At 74.2% G+C, this 18,935-nt stretch carries 17 protein-coding genes; 8 read left to right on the top strand and 9 right to left on the bottom strand.

Annotated features, from left to right (window positions below; translation table 11 throughout):
* Window positions 1-147 precede the first annotated feature (147 nt).
* A complete protein-coding gene (locus CYQ11_RS03220; protein ID WP_243469296.1) occupies window positions 148-1,236 on the top strand; it encodes a DUF6528 family protein in 1,089 nt (362 codons plus the stop codon).
* A gap of 94 nt (window positions 1,237-1,330) precedes the next feature.
* On the opposite strand, the gene CYQ11_RS03225 is transcribed toward CYQ11_RS03220, so the two are convergent.
* Window positions 1,331-2,503: a hypothetical protein gene (locus CYQ11_RS03225; RefSeq protein ID WP_099198988.1), complete on the bottom strand. Its 1,173-nt coding sequence runs from the start codon at window positions 2,501-2,503 to the stop codon at window positions 1,331-1,333.
* 173 nt (window positions 2,504-2,676) lie between these two features.
* Here CYQ11_RS03225 and CYQ11_RS03230 point away from each other — a divergent pair, with 173 nt between their 5' ends.
* The gene (locus CYQ11_RS03230; protein WP_240003370.1) at window positions 2,677-3,903 is read left to right on the top strand and encodes a CapA family protein; all 1,227 of its coding nucleotides are present in this window, start codon (window positions 2,677-2,679) and stop codon (window positions 3,901-3,903) included.
* 21 nt (window positions 3,904-3,924) lie between these two features.
* On the opposite strand, the gene CYQ11_RS03235 is transcribed toward CYQ11_RS03230, so the two are convergent.
* Both CYQ11_RS03235 and ligD read right to left on the bottom strand, forming a co-directional pair.
* Window positions 3,925-4,323: an SH3 domain-containing protein gene (locus CYQ11_RS03235; RefSeq protein ID WP_099198990.1), complete on the bottom strand. Its 399-nt coding sequence runs from the start codon at window positions 4,321-4,323 to the stop codon at window positions 3,925-3,927.
* A gap of 103 nt (window positions 4,324-4,426) precedes the next feature.
* Complete coding sequence (ligD, locus tag CYQ11_RS03240) at window positions 4,427-5,440, bottom strand: non-homologous end-joining DNA ligase (protein WP_099198991.1); 1,014 nt, start codon at window positions 5,438-5,440, stop codon at window positions 4,427-4,429.
* Between the two features lie 78 nt (window positions 5,441-5,518).
* Between ligD and CYQ11_RS03245 the strand changes: the two genes are divergently transcribed.
* On the top strand, window positions 5,519-6,583 hold the full coding sequence (locus CYQ11_RS03245; protein WP_099198992.1) for an ATP-dependent DNA ligase: 1,065 nt from the start codon (window positions 5,519-5,521) through the stop codon (window positions 6,581-6,583).
* Window positions 6,584-6,692: 109 nt separating this feature from the next.
* A complete protein-coding gene (locus CYQ11_RS03250; protein WP_099198993.1) occupies window positions 6,693-7,874 on the top strand; it encodes a glycoside hydrolase family 6 protein in 1,182 nt (393 codons plus the stop codon).
* 16 nt (window positions 7,875-7,890) lie between these two features.
* On the opposite strand, the gene glxA is transcribed toward CYQ11_RS03250, so the two are convergent.
* Complete coding sequence (gene glxA, locus CYQ11_RS03255; RefSeq protein WP_099198994.1) at window positions 7,891-9,825, bottom strand: radical copper oxidase GlxA; 1,935 nt, start codon at window positions 9,823-9,825, stop codon at window positions 7,891-7,893.
* A gap of 62 nt (window positions 9,826-9,887) precedes the next feature.
* Window positions 9,888-11,675, bottom strand: coding sequence for a glycosyltransferase family 2 protein (locus CYQ11_RS03260; protein ID WP_240003376.1), 1,788 nt, complete (start codon window positions 11,673-11,675; stop codon window positions 9,888-9,890).
* 502 nt (window positions 11,676-12,177) lie between these two features.
* Here CYQ11_RS03260 and CYQ11_RS03265 point away from each other — a divergent pair.
* The 3 genes from CYQ11_RS03265 (at window position 12,178) to CYQ11_RS03275 (ending at window position 14,013) form a co-directional block, all read left to right on the top strand.
* A complete protein-coding gene (locus tag CYQ11_RS03265; RefSeq protein WP_099198996.1) occupies window positions 12,178-12,381 on the top strand; it encodes a hypothetical protein in 204 nt (67 codons plus the stop codon).
* Between the two features lie 256 nt (window positions 12,382-12,637).
* Window positions 12,638-12,991 carry a DUF6233 domain-containing protein gene (locus CYQ11_RS03270; protein WP_104650950.1) on the top strand — a complete coding sequence of 118 codons (354 nt, stop codon included), beginning with the start codon at window positions 12,638-12,640 and terminating at the stop codon, window positions 12,989-12,991.
* 116 nt (window positions 12,992-13,107) lie between these two features.
* The gene (locus CYQ11_RS03275; protein WP_146104642.1) at window positions 13,108-14,013 is read left to right on the top strand and encodes a hypothetical protein; all 906 of its coding nucleotides are present in this window, start codon (window positions 13,108-13,110) and stop codon (window positions 14,011-14,013) included.
* Window positions 14,014-14,071: 58 nt separating this feature from the next.
* On the opposite strand, the gene CYQ11_RS03280 is transcribed toward CYQ11_RS03275, so the two are convergent.
* The 4 genes from CYQ11_RS03280 to CYQ11_RS03295 all read right to left on the bottom strand — a co-directional run bounded on the left by CYQ11_RS03280 (window position 14,072) and on the right by CYQ11_RS03295 (window position 17,063).
* On the bottom strand, window positions 14,072-14,524 hold the full coding sequence (locus CYQ11_RS03280; RefSeq protein ID WP_099198999.1) for a hypothetical protein: 453 nt from the start codon (window positions 14,522-14,524) through the stop codon (window positions 14,072-14,074).
* A gap of 139 nt (window positions 14,525-14,663) precedes the next feature.
* Window positions 14,664-14,873 (bottom strand): DUF5302 domain-containing protein, encoded by a 210-nt coding sequence (locus tag CYQ11_RS03285; protein WP_099199000.1) that lies wholly within the window; start codon window positions 14,871-14,873, stop codon window positions 14,664-14,666.
* Window positions 14,874-15,001: 128 nt separating this feature from the next.
* Window positions 15,002-15,577, bottom strand: coding sequence for a hypothetical protein (locus CYQ11_RS03290; RefSeq protein ID WP_240003371.1), 576 nt, complete (start codon window positions 15,575-15,577; stop codon window positions 15,002-15,004).
* A 58-nt stretch (window positions 15,578-15,635) separates the two neighbouring features.
* Complete coding sequence (locus CYQ11_RS03295; protein WP_099199001.1) at window positions 15,636-17,063, bottom strand: hypothetical protein; 1,428 nt, start codon at window positions 17,061-17,063, stop codon at window positions 15,636-15,638.
* A gap of 331 nt (window positions 17,064-17,394) precedes the next feature.
* Here CYQ11_RS03295 and CYQ11_RS03300 point away from each other — a divergent pair, with 331 nt between their 5' ends.
* Window positions 17,395-18,909, top strand: coding sequence for a PP2C family protein-serine/threonine phosphatase (locus tag CYQ11_RS03300; RefSeq protein WP_099199002.1), 1,515 nt, complete (start codon window positions 17,395-17,397; stop codon window positions 18,907-18,909).
* The last annotated feature ends 26 nt before the right edge of the window (window positions 18,910-18,935 follow it).

An 18,935-nucleotide genomic window follows, 5' to 3' on the forward strand; every position in this document is an offset into this window, starting at 1 on the left:
CCACGCTCCCCGAAATGACGCAGGGGCAGCGAGGCGGCGGGGGAAAATCACCCGTCCGGCCCAGCGGGTCCGCCCACCGGTATGAAGACTTACCCGTTTGCGTGAGTCACGGGCGTGGCGGCGGCACGCCCCCGCTGCCCCGGCCCGATGCTGTCGGCGCGCGCGTCCCGCCGGTCCTCCCGGCGCGGAGCGCGCCACAGGGAGGGAGCCGGGGTGGAGTACGGGTGCGGGAAGCCCACACGGGTGGCGGGGGCGAGACGGCCGGTGGCCGCTGTGCTCGCGGTTCTGTTGATACTGGCGGCGACCGGCGCGGCACAGGCACGGGAGCGCGGGGCACCGCGGGCACCGTCGTCCTCACCGATCGTGGCCGCCGACCAGACGACGCGGTCGGTGCTGGTCCTCGACTCGTCGAGGTCGCGCTGGGACGCGGAGGACGACGACGACCCGGGGGTGCTGTGGTCGTGGAGCGCGGACCGGCGGGCGGGCCTCGCCGACCTGGATCCGGGGACCTCGTGGTCGAATCCGAGCGAGGTCAAGTTCCGCAGCCTGGGCGGCAAGCGCTATCTGCTGGCCACGGCCTCCGGCGGGCTGGCGGCCGTGGTCGGGTACCCGGGCCGGGAGGTGTACTGGGCGACCGACACCGGCAGGGGCAACGCGCACAGCATCGAGCTGCTGCCCGACGGCAACGTGGCGGTGGCCGCGAGCACCGGCGGCTTCGTGCGGCTCTACGCCGCCGCCACCGGTTCGCGGGCCACCCGGCACGCCCAGGTGCCGCTGGCCGGGGCGCACGGGGTGCACTGGGATCCCCGGACGCGGCTGCTGTGGGCGGTGGGCAGCCGGCAGTTGGTGGCGTTGGAGGCGGGCGGCGAGGAGGACGACCCGACGCTGACCGTCGTCCGGCGTGTCACCCTGCCCACCCGGAACGGTCACGACCTCGCGCCGGTGCTCGCCAGTCCGGGCCGGCTGTGGGTGACGACAGGCTCGGCGGTGTACCAGTACTCGACGGCTGAGCAGGCGTTCGTGCCGTACGCCCTGCAGTCCCGCGTCAGCGCTCCGGGGATCAAGAGCGTCGGCGACGACCCCCGTACGGGGCAGGTGCTGGTGACCCGGCCCGAGCCGGGCCACGCCTGCTCCTGGTGCACCACGACCCTGGTCCTCTACCAGCCCGACGGCGCCCGGACGCTGTTGCGGGGCGGCATCTACAAGGCCCGGTGGTGGACGACCGCGCGGGGCTGACCCGCCGGGCCCGCGCCGTCGGGCGTACGGCACGCGCGCGCGGGACGTGCCCCGGGGGTGCCCGACGGGCGCGTGCCGACCCGCCGGGCGTCCGCTAGCGGGACAGCGTCGGCGGTGTCTCCTCCAGGCGTGTCCGGACGTCGGCGGCGGCCTCGCTCCCGTCCGGGAGCTGCTCCCACAGCGCGAGCAGGGCGGGCGCCAGCCGGCGGGCCCGGTCGCCGCTGTGCTGCCAGCAGTAGTGGGCGCGTTTCAGCGCGGCGAGGGCCTCGGTGTCGGCGGGGCCGCCCCGGGCCAGGCGGTGGGAGGCGGCGGACATCCACAGTTCGGCGGCGCGGGGGTGGTCGCCCGCGAGCCGGGCGAGGTCGGCGCGCACCTCGACCCACAGTCCCGCCTCGGCGCTGTGCGGGCCGTGCCGGCGCAGCGTCTGCTGCTCCCAGGCGGCGGCCATGGCCGCGGCCTCGTTGTGCCGGCCGGCCCGGGCCGCGGCGAGGATGCGCGGCAGGGGGTCCTCCTCGGGCTGCGGGGGCTCGGGGGCGGCCGCCGGGGGCGCGGTGACGGCGGGCGGGCCCGCGGCCGGTCCGGGTGCGGCGCGGTTGGCGAGGACGGGTCCCGTGGCGCCGTACTGGAGGGCGAGGAAGCCTTCGGGGAGGGTGGCCTGAGTGAGCGCCAGCTGGTGCGGCAGCACGGGGTCGAGCGTGGGCCCCGCCGCGGGGTGGCCGACGGACAGGGCGGTGAGGAAGGCGCGGGTGTAGGGCCCCGCCTCCGGAGAGGGCTTGGCCGCGGCCGGGGTGAGGACCCCGCACACCGCGAGGCCCGCGGCCAGGCTTCCGTCGTGGGCGGCGGCGCTCACGTGGGGCCAGGCGTGGGCGTCGGCCTCGGCGTCGACGAGGAGCAGGGTGGGGCCGGCGTGCTCGCGCAGGGTCCTGGTGAGCCACTCCCATGGCAGGCCGGTGTAGCGGACGGTCGAGGCGGTGCTCTCGCGCAGGGCCAGGTGCAGCTCGGTGCTGCGCCGGGCGGGGACCATCACGTGGCCGGTGACCCACACCAGGAGGGGGCCCGGGACCCGCGCCGCGTCCTGGAGGTAGGCCAGCACGCTCTGGGGGCCGGCCATGGCGGGCAGCTGGACGACGTCGGCGGAGGCGGCGGCGAGGAACCCGCGCGGGCTGGCGCCGGCGATGGCGTGCGCCGTCGGATTGGGCAGCGCGCCGCGCCGCCGGTCGGGGGTGCCGTCCAGCAGCAGGACACAGCCGTGGGTCGGGTGGTCCAACACGTTTTCCTTCCGGCCGATACGAGAGCGTGACGCAACTCTAGGCGCCTGCTCCGAGGTCGCGGCCGGCTTTCCCCTCCACTGACGGCCCCCGTCGCCGTGAAATCCGGCAGAGGCTCCCTTATAAGTCATATAAGGCGTGGGGTTTTCGAGGGAGAGGCGGAGTCCGGGCGGTGAGGAAGCACGCGGGCAGGGTGTTGTTGGCCGCGCTCGGCCTTCTCGGCGGCGCGGCGGCGGGCTGTTCGCCGGGCGCGGAGCCCCGGGCGAGCGTCCCCGCGCCCTCGCGCGCGGCCGGGCGGGGCGGGTTCACGCTCGTGGCCACCGGTGACGTGCTTCCGCACGCCGAGGTGATCCGGCAGGCGCGGCAGGACGGCCGGCGGTCCGGCACCGGCTACGACTTCCGGCCCATGCTCGCCGGCGTCCAGCCGGTCGTCTCCGCCGCCGATGTGGCGATCTGTCACATGGAGACCGTGTACGGCGAGGAGAAGGGCCCGTTCCGCGGCTATCCGGCGTTCGTCTCACCGCCGCACGTGGCGCGGGCGCTCAAGGAGACGGGGTACGACTCCTGTTCCACCGCCTCCAACCACACGCTGGACGCCGGCGCCAAGGGGGTGCGGCGCACGCTGGACGCCATGGACGCCGTACGGCTGCGGCACTCCGGTTCGGCCCGGTCGGCCGCGGAGGCGGCCCGGGTGAACCTCCTGCGGGCCGGCCCGGCGAGGGTCGCCCACCTCGCGTACACCTACGGGACCAACGACGTCCCCCTGCCCGAGGGCCGGCCGTGGACGGTCAACCTCATCGACCGCGGCCGCATCGTCGCCGACGCGCGGGCGGCCCGGAAGGCCGGGGCCGACGTCGTCGTGGTGAGCCTGCACTGGGGCACCGAGTGGCAGCCGGAGCCGGACGAGCAGCAGCTGACGCTCGCCCGGCGGCTCACGGCCGCGGCCACGGGGGGCCGCCCCGACGTCGACCTGATCATCGGTACGCACAACCACGTGCCGCAGGCCTACGAGAAGGTCAACGGCACGTGGGTCGTCTACGGCATGGGCGACCAGCTGGCGGGGAGGATGTTCAACCCCGAGGGGGCGCCCGACGAGCGGGGGAACCAGAGTTCCCTCGCCCGCTTCTCCTTCGCGCCGCCCGCACGGCGTGGCGGCCGCTGGACGGTGACGAAGGCGGAGTTCGTGCCCCAGCTGACCGACCTGGCAAGGGGGTTCAGGGTGCTCGACCTGAGCCGTGCGGCCGGGGAGCAGCCGGGCCGCGAGCGCCTGTCGGCCGCCCGCGACCGGATCCGCGAGGCCGTGCTGTCGCGGGGCGCCGGCAAGGACGGCCTCGTCATGACGGGCGAGCCGGCCGCGCACGGCGCCGGGCGGTCCGGCGCCGCCCGTGCCACCCGGTGACGCCCCGCGGGCCGGGCCTCGTCATCCCACGGCGTTGTGGGACTCCGGACTGTCGTCCATGGCGTTGCGGTTGACGGCTTTGCACAGGGGCACGTCCCCGGTGTTCTCGACGTACTTCGCCGCCACCCAGGTGGCCCGGTCCCGCAGGAGGTACCAGACGCTGTTGCCGGCCACCTCCTGAGCGTGGACCTTGCAGCGCACCCCGACCTGGCTGTGGAACTTGATGACCCCGCGCACGGAGGCGTCGGTGCTCGGGTACGAGCGCTCGTTGAGGCCCTTGACCGCGGTGGAGGTGCCGTACGGCCTGGTCGGCGGGACAGCCTGCGCCGGGCCGGTGACGAGCAGCGACCCGCCGAGCACGGTGGCGGCGAGGACGGCGGCCGGGACCTTCCTGCCGCGGAGCGCGAATGTCCTGAACATGGGAACTCCCTTGATGCGAAGTTGATCACGCAATGCCCAAGTTCCACATGAAATGTCGCCATAAACACAAATCCAGTCGCGACCCCGGATGGCCTACGGTCCGTCAGGCGTCACCCTTACGCGCCCTGCTGGGCTGCACCCGCTTCGGCTCGCCCTTCATCTTCGGGTGCTCGGGCGGGTAGGGCAGGTCACCCAGGTCGTGCTCGCGCTCGTCACGGGCGGCGAGGTCGAGCGCCGCCTCCAGACCACAGGGCCGCGCGTCCATTCCGGCGTGCGGATCGCCCACCTCGGCGAAGCGGGCGGGCATGGTCGCCAGGTCGAAGTCCTCGGGCACGGCGTCGGCCACCTCCCTCCAGTGCAGCGGGGCGGAGACGGTGGCGTTCGGACGCGGCCGGACGGAGTAGGCGCTGGCGATGGTGCGGTCACGGGCGGTCTGGTTGTAGTCGACAAAGATCTTTTCTCCGCGTTCCTCCTTCCACCAGGCGGTGGTGATCCGCTCCGGCGCCCGCCGCTCCAGCTCCCGGGCGACGGCGATGGCGGCCCGCCGCACCTGGACGAAGGTCCACTCGGGCCTGATGGGTACGAAGACGTGCAGCCCGCGGCCGCCGGAGGTCTTGGGCCAGCCGGTCAGGCCGAGCCCGTCCAGCACCTCGCGCAGCTCCAGCGCGGCCCGCACCGCGTCGGCGTAGCCCGTGCCGGGCTGGGGGTCGAGGTCGATGCGCAGCTCGTCGGGGTGGTCGGTGTCGGCGCGCCGGACGGGCCAGGGGTGGAAGGTGACGCAGCCCAGGTTGGCGGCCCACAGGACGGCCGCGACCTCGGTGGGGCAGATCTCGTCGGCGTAGCGGCCGCTGGGGAAGGCGATCCGGCCGGTGGGGATCCACTCGGGGAGGTTCTTGGGGGCCCTCTTCTGGAAGAAGGACTCCCCCTCCACCCCGTCGGGGTAGCGCTCGAGCGTGGTGGGCCGGTCCCTGAGGGCGCGCAGGATGCCGTCGCCGACGCTGAGGTAGTAGTGGGCGAGGTCGTACTTGGTGAAGCCGCGCCGTGGGAAGTAGACCTTGCCGGGGTTGGACAGCCGGACGGTGCGTTCGCCGACCGTCAGCTCCATGGTCTCTGCCATGCGCCTCACGTTAGGCCGAACGGGAGGGCGGCGCCTGTCGGCGGGCACGGCGGCGGGCCTGCCCCCACAATCAAGATCATGGACCTTCCGGTGATGCCCCCGGTGCTGCCGATGCTGGCCAAGAGCGCGTCGGTCATCCCACCGGGGATGCAGTACGAGGCCAAGTGGGACGGCTTCCGGGCAATCGTCTTCCGGGACGGCCCCGAGATCGAGGTGGGCAGCCGCTCGGGCAAACCGCTCACCCGCTACTTCCCCGAGCTGGTCGACGCCCTGCTGCGGCAGCTGCCCGGGCGCTGCGTCCTGGACGGCGAGATCGTCGTCGCCCGCGGCGGACGCCTGGACTTCGACGCCCTGCTGGAGCGGATCCACCCGGCCGACTCCCGGGTGCGCCACCTGGCCGAGGTGACCCCGGCCGGCCTGATCGCCTTCGACCTGCTGGCGCTGGGCGACCGGTCCCTGATGGACACCCCGCAGCGCGAGCGCCGCGAGGCCCTGACGGACGCCCTGCGGGGCGCCCACGACCCGGTCTTCACCGCCCCCGTCACCCACGACCTGGAGGTGGCGCGCGGCTGGTTCGAGCAGTTCGAAGGCGCGGGCCTGGACGGGGTGATCGCCAAACCGCCCGGGCTGCCGTACCGGCCCGGGGAACGCGTCATGGTCAAGGTCAAGCACGAGCGGACGGCCGACTGCGTCGTGGCCGGCCTGCGGCTGCACAAGAGCGGCCCGGTCGTCGGCTCGCTGCTGCTGGGCCTGTACGACGACGCCGGGCGGCTGCAGCACGTGGGGGTCTGCGCGTCCTTCCCCATGCGGCGCCGCCAGGAGCTGATGGCCGAGCTGGAGCCGCTGCGCATGGCGGACGTCGGCGGGCACCCCTGGCAGGAGTGGGCCAGCGCGGACGCCCAGGCGGCGGACCGGCTGCCCGGCGGGCCGAGCCGCTGGACGGGCAAGAAGGACCTGTCCTGGCTCCCGCTGCGCCCCGAGCGGGTGCTGGAGGTGGCCTACGACCACATGCAGGGCGACCGCTTCCGGCACACCGCCCAGTTCCGCCGCTGGCGTCCCGACCGGGAGCCCCGCCAGTGCACGTACGCCCAGCTGGAGGAGCCGGTGAGCTACGACCTGGCGCGGGTGCTCGGCACCGGATGAGTCGTCCGGAGCAACGACTCCCCGTACCGCGGACCAAATCACGGGCTGACGCCCCGACATATTTCAAGCTGGTATGAACGCAGGATTCCGTGACGGAAGAGGTGCGCTCATGCCCAGGGTCCGAACGACCCGCCTCGCCACCGGTGCCCGGCGCGGCGCCGCCGTCCTGCTGTGCGCGAGCACCGTGTGCCTGCCGCAGGGCGCGGGGCGGGCCGTGGCGTCGGGCGGCGGGGACGGCCCCGACTCGCCGTTCTGGGTGCAGCCCGCCGGGCGCGCGGCCCGCCAGGTGCGGGTGTGGGAGGAGCGCGGGCGGGAGCCGGACGCGGCGGCGGTGCGGCGCATCGCCGAGCAGCCGACGGCCGTGTGGATGAACGCCGAGGACCCGCGGCGGCAGGTCGAGCAGATCGCCGAGGAGGCCGAACGTGCCGGGCGGATCCCCGTCCTGGTGGCCTACAACATCCCGCACCGCGACTGCGGCCAGTACTCCTCCGGGGGCGCGCGGGACGCCGCCGCCTACCGGGAGTGGGTGGCGCGGGCGGCGGCGGGGATCGGCGAGCACCGGGCGTGGGTGGTGCTGGAGCCCGACGCGATCGCCCAGTGGGCCTCGGGCTGCGTGCCCAAGGAGGCCGCGCAGGAGCGGCTCGCCCTGCTGGCGGAGGCGGTGCGCACCTTCAAGGCGCAGCGCGGGACGTCGGTGTACGTCGACGCGGGCAACGCGGGCTGGGTCTCCGACCAGGCGCTGCTCGCCGGCGCCCTCAAGGAGGCGGGCGTCGGGGAGGCCGACGGGTTCGCGCTCAACGTGTCCAACTTCCACACCACGCCGGTCACGCGCGAGTACGGCGACCGGCTCTCGGACCGGCTGGGCGGCGCCCACTACATCGTCGACACCAGCCGCAACGGCAACGGTCCGCTGCCGCCCTCCGGGGTGGAGGCCCACGGGGAGGAGGCGTGGTGCAATCCGCCGGGCCGGGCGCTGGGGGCGCCGCCGACCACCGCCACCGGCGACGGGCGCATCGACGCGTTCGTCTGGATCAAGCGGCCCGGGGAGTCGGACGGCGCCTGCCGCGGCGCCCCGCCGGCCGGCCAGTGGTGGTCGGAGTACGCGCTGGACCTGTCCCGGGCCGCGGCCGCCGGGCCGCCGGCGGTCCCGCCGGCCCCCGAGCCGGCTCCGGCACCCGCGCCGCCCGCCCCGGTGCCCGCCGCTCCGGGGCCGGCTCCGGCGCCCCCTCCGGCCGCCGCGCCCCCCGCCGCCGTGCCCCCGGCCGCCGCGCCGCCCTCGCCGCAGACCTGACGGCGGGGCCGGCCGGTCAGCGGACGTGCACCCAGGCGGCCCGGGACGGAGTGCCCTCCCGGTCGGTGACGAAGAGCATGTACCAGCCGTCCGGCACCAGCGAGGGGTCGTCCGGAACCGTCACGGAGAGCGCGCCGTCCCCGCTGGCGGGCCGCAGCGCGATGGAGCGCTGTTCCACGTCGGTCGCGTGGGTGACCGCGCTCGGCCGCATCAGCCGGACGGTGGCGACGTCGCGGGGGTCCGCCCCCGGGAGCGCGACGGTCTCGCCGCGCTCCGCCTCCAGGGGGCCGGTGACGGCGGCGGGGCGGTGGCCGCGGAAGAGGGAGGGCGGGGTGAAGACCTCGATGCGCTTCTCGAAGACGCCCGTCCGCGTGTCGTCCTTGTCGGCGAAGAGGGGGTTGGAGCCGAACACCGCGATGCGCCCGTCGGGCAGCAGCAGTGCCTCCGAGTGGTAGTCGCGGCCGACGGTGGGGTCGGCGGCGGGGCGGAAGACTCGGTTCCTGGGGTCGTAGTACTGGGCGCGCAGGATGTCCGAGCCCCGCTTGCCCCGGTAGTCGGCCGAACCGCCGGTGGTGAAGACCTGGTCGTCGGGCGTGAGGACGGCGTTGAGGTAGCGGGTGGCGCGCGGCAGGTCGGGCCCGGGGACGTAGCGGGGGGCGGAGTCGGAGAGGTCGGCGATGGCGGTGCGCCTGCTGGACTCGTGGGCCTCGCCCACTCCCCCGCCGCCCATGATCATCACCTTCTGCTCCTGCGCGGGCGGCAGCAGCACCGAGGCGGAGGTCTCGGTCATCTCCTGGTCCGCCAGCCCGGGCACGGGCACGAACGTGTTGGCGTCCACGTCCCACAGCCCGGGTGTGCGGCCCTTGTCGGCGGGGCCGTAGCCCGCGTTGGAACCGGAGTAGAACAGCTTGCCGCCGCCGGTGAGGAAGAGGGCGGGGTAGGTGGGGAAGTAGCGGTTCGGGCCCGGGGACCAGGTGCGGGTGCGGGGGTCGTAGATCTCGTTCTTGCCGTAGATGATCTCGCCCATGTCGTCCAGGCCCGACACCGTCAGCACCCGCCCGTCCCGCAGGGTGACGAGCGTGGGGTACCAGCGCGCCTCGGCCATGGGGTCGACGGGCACGTAGCGCTCGGCGACGGGGTCGAACTCGTAGGCCTCCCGGAGACCCTGGAAGTCCTTCTTGTCCAGGCCCAGCTTGGCCGCGAGCCCGTAGACGTCCCGGGCGTCGTCGCCGGTCAGCCCCTTGACGCGGTACTGGTCGGCGGTCTGGGTGATGCCCTGCTCGCCCTCGACGACCGACTCGACGTAGACCCGCGCCTGGGAGGCGGTCACCATGACCTTCTTCCCCCCTGCCCCACCGCCGTCGCCGCCCTTCTCGGCGCGCGGCACCAGGACGGGGAACTGGGAGCGGTACTCCTTGCCGGAGCCACCGACGAACGTGGTGCCGGCGGGCAGCATCCGGGGGGCGTCGGGGTTCTCGTTCTTCACGAGCATGGCCCCGCCGGCCCGCTTGACGTCGCCGGTCAGCTTCTCGTAGCGCGCCGTGCCGCCGGCCACCAGCAGCCGGCCGTCGGGCAGCTGGGCGTGGCCGGCGCAGAACATGTCCTTGGGGGTGGGCACCTGCTTGAAGGTGTTGCGCTCGGGATCCCACAGCACGCTCTGGAAGGTGCCGGCCCTGAAGTTCTTCTCGTCGTTGCCGGACCCCGCGATCAGCAGCACCTTGCCGGTGTGCAGGAGGGCGGCGTGGATGGCGTTGATCCGGAACTCCTCCGGGACGTCGACGACGTCCCAGTGCCCGTACCGCTCCTTGTACGACTCCTGGTTGATCGTGTACTCGTGCCAGGCCCGGCCGGCGAAATCCGCGGCCGCGGGGCCGTTGGCCGCCACCAGCAGCAGCGCGGCCGCGCCGCCCAGGGCCGCCCGGCGGGCCTTCGCACTCGGGGGGAACTTCACCGCACTCACATCCCGTCATTCGCACGCGTGCCGTCACCGCCCGTCGCCGCGGGCCTCGCACCTCACCTGCGCCGGCGCTGCCCCACCGGGCGCGAGGCCCCCGGCTCCTGCTTCCCGCCGGCGGTCGCGACCGCCGGGACGGCCCCCCGCGCCCGCCGCTCCTGCCACAGGCCGGTCCGCCACACCGCCACCGGGCCGAGCGCGGTGAGCATCGCCAGCAGCGCCCAGACCCGCATCGCCGTGTGGGCGTGGTCCAGCAGCCAGGAGGCGGCCAGCGCGAGGGCGAACGCCCCCGCCCACACCAGGTGGGTGCGGAAGGTCGCCGCGCAGTCGGGGCTGGCGGAGTCGCCCTTGGGCGTCACCACGAACCGCGAACGACGCCGCAGCAGTGCCTCGCCGAGGGAACGCGCGTACAGCGGGGCGGACAGGGCGGACATCACCATGCCCGCCGCGCCGGAGGAGCCGGCCGGCTCGTGGGGGCTCACGTTGTGGCGCCGGTTCCAGACGTAGAGCCCGACCTGGAGGGCCGCCGCGTCGCAGTAGAGCATCAGCCACAGCTGCGACTCCACCGCGACGCCCGACGCGCCGAGTCCGAGGAACAGCGCGCAGGTCAGGGCGCCCAGCAGCCAGTTCACGGCGGCCATCGGGTAATAGGTGACCATGAACAGGTAGTTGAGGAGCCGCCCGGGCGACAGGCTCCACCCCACCCGCCAGAACTGCCGCAGCAGCGTGTCGTACGTACCGCGCGACCAGCGCAGTTGCTGCGAGAAGTAGTCCGTCCACGTCGAGGGGCCCTCCCCCACGGCCAGGACGTCGGGGGTGTAGACCGACTTCCAGCGCCGGCCGGTGGCGGGGTTGCGGCGCCGGTGGATCTCCAGGCCGGTCGCCATGTCCTCGGTGATCGAGTCGTACAGCCCGCCGATCTGGCGCAGCACGCTGACGCGGACGCAGTTGCTGGTGCCGACGAACATCGGGGAGCCGTAGGCGTTGCCGGCCCGCTGGATCAGCGCGTGGAAGAGGAACTGCTGGCTCTCGGCGGCCTTGGTGACCGCAGACGTGTAGTTGCCGTAGACCTGGGGTCCGACGACGAACGCGACGTCGGGGTCGCGGAAGTAGCCCAGCATGCGTTCGAGGAAGTTGGGCAGCGGCACGTGGTCGGTGTCCACGACGGCCATGAATTCGTACTCGTCGCCGTGGGCGTCGAGCCAGGAGTTGTAGTTGCCGTGCTTCGTCCGGGTCCGGAAGCAGCCGGAGGGCTGGTTCCAGCGGGCGACGCCCTTGCGGGAGAAGTGCCGTACGCCCAGCTGGTCGCACAGCCGTCTGGCCTCGGGGTCGTCGCCCTCGTCCAGCAGCCACACGTCGAGGTGGCCGTCGTGCTCGATGCGCACGGCGCCCTCCAGCGTCGCCCGCACCATGGACAGCGGCTCCTTGCCCGGCACGAAGCTGGTGAGGAACGCCACGCGCGTCCCCGGCTGCGCGCGCACCGGCACGGGGTCCCTCGCGACCCAGGTGGCGTGGGCGTTGGAGGCGACGTTGACCACGCGGAACAGCTCGATGAGCCCGATCGCGACGAGCATGACGGTGTCGGCGCCGCGTTCGAGGTCGCTGACGTACTCGCGGTGGAGCCAGTGCTCCGGCGACATCAGCCAGAGCAGGAGCGTCACGGAGGCCAGGGGTGCCGCCGCGACCAGCAGCATCACGCCCACCCCGCCGCCGTGGGCCTGGCTCAGCAGGTGCCGGTAGCGCACCCGGTAGACACCCCGGGGCGGTTCGGTCAACTCCCCCGCGAGCCGGCTGAATCCGGCGTAGTCGTAGCCCCCCGGCCCGTCCGTCGCGGTGGGTTCGGCCACCCCGGGGCCGCCCCCGCCGTCGGAGCCGCCCGGCCCGTTGCCGCCGCGCCCTCCCGAGCCCGGCGCCCCCGGTCCGCCCGGCCCCACCCCGCCCACGCCGCCTCCGGGGCCGGGTACGGCACCCGGGGGCCCCGCGTCGAGACGGCCTCCGACGGTCCCCTTGTCGGACGCCGGCCCGTCAGGGGAGGGGATGGCCTCGCCGGCCGGGTTCGCGTCGGGGCACTCGCGGGCCGCCGCCAGCCGGGCCGCACTCGTCGGAATCGCCACCACACACCCCCAGTCACGTAAGGACACGGGATTAGGGCACCCGCCTGGGTACCGCTGCGCAGAGCGCAGGGACAACATTGGAGAAAAGTTAACGAAACATCCCTGCGATCATGTGACAAACACACCGAAGACCGACCCTCATCACCCACCCGGCGGCGGTTCCGGTGCTCTAAAATTGCAGAATTCTTCAATTCACCAGACGTGCACAGTCAGACGATCGACACAGGGGGCCGTCGTGAGCGCGTTCGCCGAAGCGATGCGGAAGAGGGTGCGCGACGCCCGTGCCGCCCTGACGGCCGCCCTCGCGGCCGGTGACGTCTACGCGGCCGCGGTCGCGGAGGACGAACTGGACGACGCCCTCCGGCTGGCCCACGCGCACGGCGTCCCCACCCGCGACCTGACGGGCGACGCCACCACCGGGGGCGAGAGCCCCCGGTGATCGCCGGAGACCGGTCGGGAATGCGGGGCATTCACGAGGACAGGTGATAACGGAATGGCCAAGGGCCGGGGATTCGTTGTATAGGGCCGAAGCAGCCGGTATAGACCCGCGTCCTATGCCAGTCACGCCACAGGCGGCCGGAGCTGCGCGTCGTTTACCGGGGGCTGTTCCACCGTACGCGGAATTAGCCCTTCCTCTCTGTCAACCCGCAGGTCAGCACTGGGCCCCATTGCCGGGAACCCAGGTCGCGCGCGGCTTGGCGCTGCTACTGTCCCGCGACATGGAGCAGCTCTTCACCCCTGACGAAATCGTCCGCATTGAGGCCGCTGCGCAAGAAGCCGGCCGAACCTCTCGCGACTGGGTGCGCGAGATCGTTCTCCAGCGGGTGACCGGCGAGTGGCGGCACGATCTCGAGGACGCGCTCTGGCCGGTCACCGTGCACCGCCGCTCCGGCGGCAACCTCCAGGAGCTGCACCACGCGGGCTGCTGGGTGCCGAGGGGCGGGGAGGACACCCTGACCACGGCGGAGGCCCGGGTCAAGGTCGCCACACTCGACGTCCGCCCCTGCGACGCCTGCGAGCCGGAGAGGTTCCTCGTCCCCTTCGAGTGACGGGCCCCGCGCCGGACCCACCGTCCGCCACCTGCCGCCTTCCTGGGTGATTGCACCCTTTACGCTGTCCCCGTCAAGATCAATCCGGTGGGCGGGGGATGCGGGGGATGCGGGGCATGAGGACACTGACGCGGCTCACGGGGTGGGCGACCCTGCTCGTGGGCTACGCGACCGTGCTGCTCGGCCTGGTGCCGCTCCGCGAACTGCCGCCCAAGCGCCAGCAACTGCTGTTGCTCGGTGCGACCGCCGTCGGCGCCCTGTGCTGGATCCTGGCCTCCTTGCTCGTGCGCGCCCGCAGACGGGCGACCTTACGCCGCAAGGCGTGGCGCAGGCGCTACGAGCCCTGGCCCGAGCCCCGGCGCTCACGCGCCCTCGCCTGGGTGCTGGGCTTCGGCGTCGCCCTCACCAGCGCCGCCGCGCTGTGCCAGGGCGTGGGACACGACGGTGCCGAGGGGGCGTGGCTGGCCGAGGTCAGCCGTGCCGGTGCGGGCAACTTCGACGTGCGCGTCGAGAAGATCGTGGGTGAGCCGCGGTCCACGGGCGTGGAGGCCAACGACACCGACCAGTACGCGTCCACGGTCGTCGTCACCGTCCCCTTCACATCCGGCCCGCAGCAGGTCACCGTCGACGACGTGCTCACCAGCGGGATGCCCGAGGAGGGCCGCACGGTCCTGTTGCGGTACGTGCCGGACCGCCCGGACCTGGGGGTGCGTCAGGCGCCGGACACCGACATCGGCTCGGTCGCGGGGCGCATCCTCGTCCTGCCGGCCATCTGGATCCTCGCCCTCGCGGCCGGCTCGGTCACGGGCCTGGCCCTCTACCGGCGGGAGACCTCGGTGCGCTACGCGCGTCGCTTCGAGCCGTGGGTGCACCTGCCCGCCCTGGCGATCCTCGCGTGCGGTGCGGGGCTCGTGCTCCCGCTGCTCCTGGGCTTCCCCGCCACGGCCACGGGCTGGTGCCTGGCGGTCGCGTCGGCCGCCAGCCCCTGGCTCGCCCTCGTCTGGGTCGCGCGGACGAGCTGAGCGCGGGGTCCCGCCCGGCCGGGGAGGCCGGGCGGGGGCACCCGGGGGGAACCGGGGCTCAGGAACGACGGCGCTTGAAGGCCCGGCGCAGCAGGAAGATCGCCAGCACGACGAACACCACGACGAGCAGGATGCCGAGGATCACGATCACCAGCAGGGTCGTGCCCAGCCGCTTGAAGAAGCCCTTCTTCTTCTTTTTCTTCTTCTTGTCCTTGTCCTTGGCCAGGGTCTTGTGGTCCTTGGCCAGGACCTGGTGGTCGCTGCCGGCGTGGTGCGCGGCCGCGGCGCCCGGGGAACGGTGCGCGGCGGTGACCGCCGACGCGGCGCCGTCGTCCGTGGTCACGGTGGACCGGGCCTCGGCCACGACCGGGTGGGCGCCGGTGGCGGCCGGCGCGGCGGCCGCCACCGGGGTGGCCAGCAGGGCGGCGCACAGCGCCAGGGCGATGAGGGCCGAGACCCTACGGGCCAGACGTCCTCGGTGCCGTCCTTCGTGTTGCTGATCGCTCTTCATCCACGCCCCCTGTATCGGTGCTCTGGTGGTTCGGTGTGCCCCGCAGGGCGCGGGGCGCACCCATTATCAACACAGGCACGGAGTGCTCAGCAGGGCGCGTACCCCGCCACGGGGACGGCGCACGTGGCGGGGTGCGGGTTCAGCCGCTCTTGCGTCGGAACGAGCGCTGACCACCGGCTTTGCCGTGTGCGCCGTGAATCTTGGAACCGTCCCGGTTGCGCGCGCTCTGAGCACCCTCGGCGGCTTTGCCGCGTTTGCGGTCCAGTGCCTCGCGGAACTTGCGCTTGGCGTCGTCCTCCTGGTGTGCCGCGTCCTCGGGCGTGCCCGGCCCGGCCGTGTCTTCCGCCATGGAAACCTCCTGGTCATAGGGGTGTTCCCGCCAGCTTCGCACAGACCGGGCAGGCCCGGCCTCCGAGTTACGGACCGGGCGGTGCTCCAGCGCGACGGGGGGCGGGAGTTGCTCCCGCAGAACGTGTTTCAGTTGACGGTCTGGTCGCCGTCGGGCACGTCCTCGACGCTCACCCGCACGCTCGGCGGCAGGCCGAGGCCCTCGGCCACCGCTCGCGCCAGGCCCTGGGGGTCGGCCTCCGTGGGCACGGGGACGGGCTCGCCCTCGGGGTAGCTCTCGACGGCCCGGGTGAAGTAGCCGGGGTGCCAGGCGCCGACGGCACCGCGGACCTCCACGGCGGTGACCGCACGCGCGCCCACCCGGCGCTTGACGGCGGCGAGGATCTCGTCCGACCTGTAGGCGCCGGGCACTTGGAACAGGCTGGCGTGGGCGCCCACCTTCGCGCCGCCGCGCAGACGGACGGTGACGGTCAGACAACTGGTCACGGAGGGATAGAGGATGGTGCCGCCGGGTGCGGCCTCGGCCACCTGCCCCTCGGTGATGCGCACGGTGCCCACGGGTCGCGTGGAACCGGCCGTGGCGGAGACCTGCTGGGCCTCCGCGACGGCGGCCGCGGGCCCGAGTTGGGCGACGAGCGCGGTCGTGAGGGTGAGCAACAGCCCGCCGGTGACGGCGGGACGGGGGAATCGGCGCTGGACGGCCACGGTGCTCCTGGGTGAGCGGGAAAGGGACCCCGACATCCTAAAGATCACCGGCGCCGGCTCACACCGTGGGCGTCTCCGGCTCGAAGCGGCTGCGGACCGCCGTCTGCACCTCCGCCTCCTCGGCCGGGTCGGCGGCGAGCCTGCGCAGCTGGTCCACCACCCGCGCGTCGGCCGTGGTGGCGTGCCGGGCGGCGAGCTCCCGCGTGGACTCCTCGCAGTCCCACAGGCACTCGACCGCGAAGCCGGTCGCGAAGGCCGGGTCCGTCGCGGCGAGCGCCCTGGCGGCGCGGCCGCGCAGGTGGGACGAGGAGGTCTCGCGGTAGACGTGGCGCAGTACGGGCGCGGCGCAGCCGATCGACAGCCGGCCGGCTCCGTCCACGAGGTCCCACAGCACGGGGGCGTCACAGCCCTCGGCCCGCACCGTCCTGCGCAGGGCGCCGAGGACGAGCGAGGAGTCGTAGGCGGCGCCCCGGCAGGCGAGCATGCCGGCGGCGGCGCCGCCGAGCGCGTCGGTGCGGTGGACCCAGACGCGGGCCCGGTCCAGGGCGGCGGTGCTGCGCATCCGCTCGAACGCGGTGACGGCGGCGTCCGCCACGAGGCGGGCCGGGTCGGCGGCGGCCGTCTCGATGAGGTCCAGGGCCTGGGGGTCGTGGTGCTCGGCGAGGTAGCGCAGGGCCGTGGCGCGGGCGGCGTCGGCGCCGAAGGCGGCCGCCTCGATGATCTCTCCACGGTCCTCGGGGCCGGCGACGGCGGTGAGGCAGCGCGTCGCGGGCACGTGGCGGTGCTGGGCGGGGTGCAGGAGGAGCCCCTCCTGGGCCCAGTCGAGCACCTCGCGCACGCTCCAGCCCGGGCGGGGGCCGGAGGGCCGCAGCTGGCGCTGCCACCGGTCGAAGGAGCCCTGCTCCTGGGCGGCGCGCACCCGGGCGGCGGTCTCCGGGGCCCGCCGGTCCTCCGCCCAGAGCCGCCAGGGGCGCGGCTCGAAGGCGTCCCGGACGGCCGTCGCGAGGGCGGCCTCGCCCTCGGGGGTGTGCGGGAAGCGGGCCAGCACCGGGGCGCCGAGGGCCAGCAGGCCGGCGTCGTCGTCGCGCAGGGCCAGCTCGTCCAGGGCCCAGGCCCAGTTGCCGCCGGTGGCGGCGTAGCGGCGCAGGAGCGCGAGGGCGTCGTCGCGCCCGTAGGAGGCGAGGTGGCCGAGGACGGCGAGGGCGAGGCCGGTGCGCTCCTCGGCGGTGTCGAACAGGTCGTCCGGGTGGAAGAGGTGCCGCTCGATCTCGTCGAGACCGCCGTCGAGGTCCAGATACAGGCGCGCGTAGTAGAGGGAGCGGTTCTCCACCTGCCAGTCCCGCCGGGGGTCCCGGAGCACGCAGTGGTTCAGCGCCGCGAGCGCCTCGGCGCGCGGCGCCGCGAGGGCGTGCAGGGTCCCGTCGCCGCGGCCTCGCTGAAGGAGGCCGAGCAGGGTGCCGCTGGGCGCTATGTCTGGATCGAACATGGGGTCAGCATCCGGTGCGGGGAGTCGGCTGGCAACGGGATTTCCTTACGGACGGCATTCTTGCCGGTGTCCACCGGCGCCATGCCTGGTGAACTGTGGGAACTCGGGGTTTCCCGAGCGCCCGCAGCCTACCCGGAGCGGCCCATTCCGCCGAGCGGTGTCGCGTATGTCGCATATTGCCTGGGGCATATGCCCACAGCACCACCGTATCGGGTATTGCCAAAGCGCATACAGGTCCTCGCTCCCTGTGCAACAGTCGTTACAGCAGTCCATCCGGCCGTTCCGGCGGACCCCCGGAGCCGGCCGGGCCGCGCCTGTATCGGAGTTCCTGATGCCGTCCCCACCGTCCGCGGACCGTTCCCCCGCCGAGCCGCTTGAGCAGCACGACACGGTCGACGCGCTCATTTCCCAGGCCCGGCGGCTCAGGGGCGGCATCGACGCCGTGCGCCGCGAGGCGGCGGCGGACGCCGAGCGGTCGGACGACGCCCGGACCCGCTGGCAGCGCGCCCTGTGCGAGCTGGTCGTCCACCACGTCGACAATCTGGGTGAACACCTGGGTCAGCTGCGTGACGGCCTGACCGGTGACCTCGCGGCCGCGGAGGCCGTCGAGGGGCGCGCGATCACCCTGACCGCCGAGCGGCCGGGGGATCCCGCCGCCGGCGGCCCCGGGGAGAGCGAGGCCACCCGGCCGGCCGGCCGGGTGGGCAGCGCCGAGTGGAACTTCCTCACCGACGAGGTCACCTGGTCCGACGAGCTCTTCCAGCTCTTCGGCCGCGACCCCGCGGACGGCGCCCTGACCCTCGACGAGCTGCCGTCCTGGCTGGCCGAGGAGGACACCGAGGTGCTGACCGCGATGGTCACCGACTGCCTGGTCGACGGCAAGCCGATCGACGGCGAGTTCCGCATCGTGCGCGGCGACGGCGCGCGGCGCACGGTGCACATGATGGGCGAGCCGGTGCTCGACGCCGACGGCTGCACGGCCTCCATGTGGGCCGTGCTCCGGGACGTCACCGAGCTGCGGCGCTGCCGGGAGGAGGTGCACGAGACCCGTGACTCCGTGCACCACCAGCGACACGTCGCGCAGACGGAACACCGGCTCGCGGTCGAGCTCCAGGAAGCCGTGCTGCCCCCGTGGCGCGGCTCCCTGCGGCTCCCGCACCAGGAGAAGGGCGCCGCCACCGGTACGCCGGGTGCCGCCGGGGCTCTCGACCTGGCGGGCCACTACCTCCCCGCCGCCACCGGCAGCCTGGTCGGCGGCGACTGGTTCGACGCCATGGAGCTGCCCGGCGGGCAGACGCTCCTGAGCGTCGGCGGCCTCACCGGACACGGGGTGGCCGCCGCCTCCACCATGGCCATGCTGCTCGGCGCGGTGCGGGGCATGGCGCTGTCCGGGGCCGAGCCGGCCCAGCTGATGAGCCGGCTCAACCACCTGCTGGACGCCTCCGCTCAGCCCGCCCTGGGCAACGCGCTCTGCTGCCGCTACGAGGCCGGGAGCCGCTCCCTGCTGTGGGCGCAGGCAGACCACCCCGCCCCGCTGCTCTTCCGCGACGGCGGCGGCCGGGCCCTGCGCCCCCCGGAGGGCGTGCTGCTGGGAGCGGTCGGCGACGCCGTGTACACCCAGGCGCAGGAACAGCTGTTCCCCGGCGACGTGCTGGTGCTGCACACCGAGGCCCTGCACGGGGCCGTGCCCGTGGGCAGGCCGGCCGCCGAACGGCTGCTGGACCTGGCTCCCCGCTTCGCGTGCGCGGAAAGCGCCCAGGACTGCCTGCGGGCGGTGCTGGAGGAGTTCGGCGACAAGGACCGCGAGGACGACGCCTGCGTGCTGATCGCCCGCGTCGGCTCGTAGCCCACCGCCGACCGCTCGGAGCGCTC

It is taken from the genome of Streptomyces cinnamoneus (genome assembly GCF_002939475.1).
GTDB classification, from domain to species: domain Bacteria; phylum Actinomycetota; class Actinomycetes; order Streptomycetales; family Streptomycetaceae; genus Streptomyces; species Streptomyces cinnamoneus_A.

What these genes read in the sequence shown, in the direction of transcription:
- ligD (WP_099198991.1), bottom strand. Translation starts at nt 5,440, where the DNA reads ATGGCAGAGACCATGGAGCTGACGGTCGGCGAACGCACCGTCCGGCTG.
- CYQ11_RS03285 (WP_099199000.1), bottom strand. Translation starts at nt 14,873, where the DNA reads ATGGCGGAAGACACGGCCGGGCCGGGCACGCCCGAGGACGCGGCACAC.
- CYQ11_RS03275 (WP_146104642.1), top strand. Translation starts at nt 13,108, where the DNA reads ATGAGGACACTGACGCGGCTCACGGGGTGGGCGACCCTGCTCGTGGGC.
- CYQ11_RS03220 (WP_243469296.1), top strand. Translation starts at nt 148, where the DNA reads ATGCTGTCGGCGCGCGCGTCCCGCCGGTCCTCCCGGCGCGGAGCGCGC.
- CYQ11_RS03250 (WP_099198993.1), top strand. Translation starts at nt 6,693, where the DNA reads ATGCCCAGGGTCCGAACGACCCGCCTCGCCACCGGTGCCCGGCGCGGC.
- CYQ11_RS03235 (WP_099198990.1), bottom strand. Translation starts at nt 4,323, where the DNA reads ATGTTCAGGACATTCGCGCTCCGCGGCAGGAAGGTCCCGGCCGCCGTC.
- CYQ11_RS03280 (WP_099198999.1), bottom strand. Translation starts at nt 14,524, where the DNA reads ATGAAGAGCGATCAGCAACACGAAGGACGGCACCGAGGACGTCTGGCC.
- CYQ11_RS03300 (WP_099199002.1), top strand. Translation starts at nt 17,395, where the DNA reads ATGCCGTCCCCACCGTCCGCGGACCGTTCCCCCGCCGAGCCGCTTGAG.
- CYQ11_RS03295 (WP_099199001.1), bottom strand. Translation starts at nt 17,063, where the DNA reads ATGTTCGATCCAGACATAGCGCCCAGCGGCACCCTGCTCGGCCTCCTT.
- CYQ11_RS03245 (WP_099198992.1), top strand. Translation starts at nt 5,519, where the DNA reads ATGGACCTTCCGGTGATGCCCCCGGTGCTGCCGATGCTGGCCAAGAGC.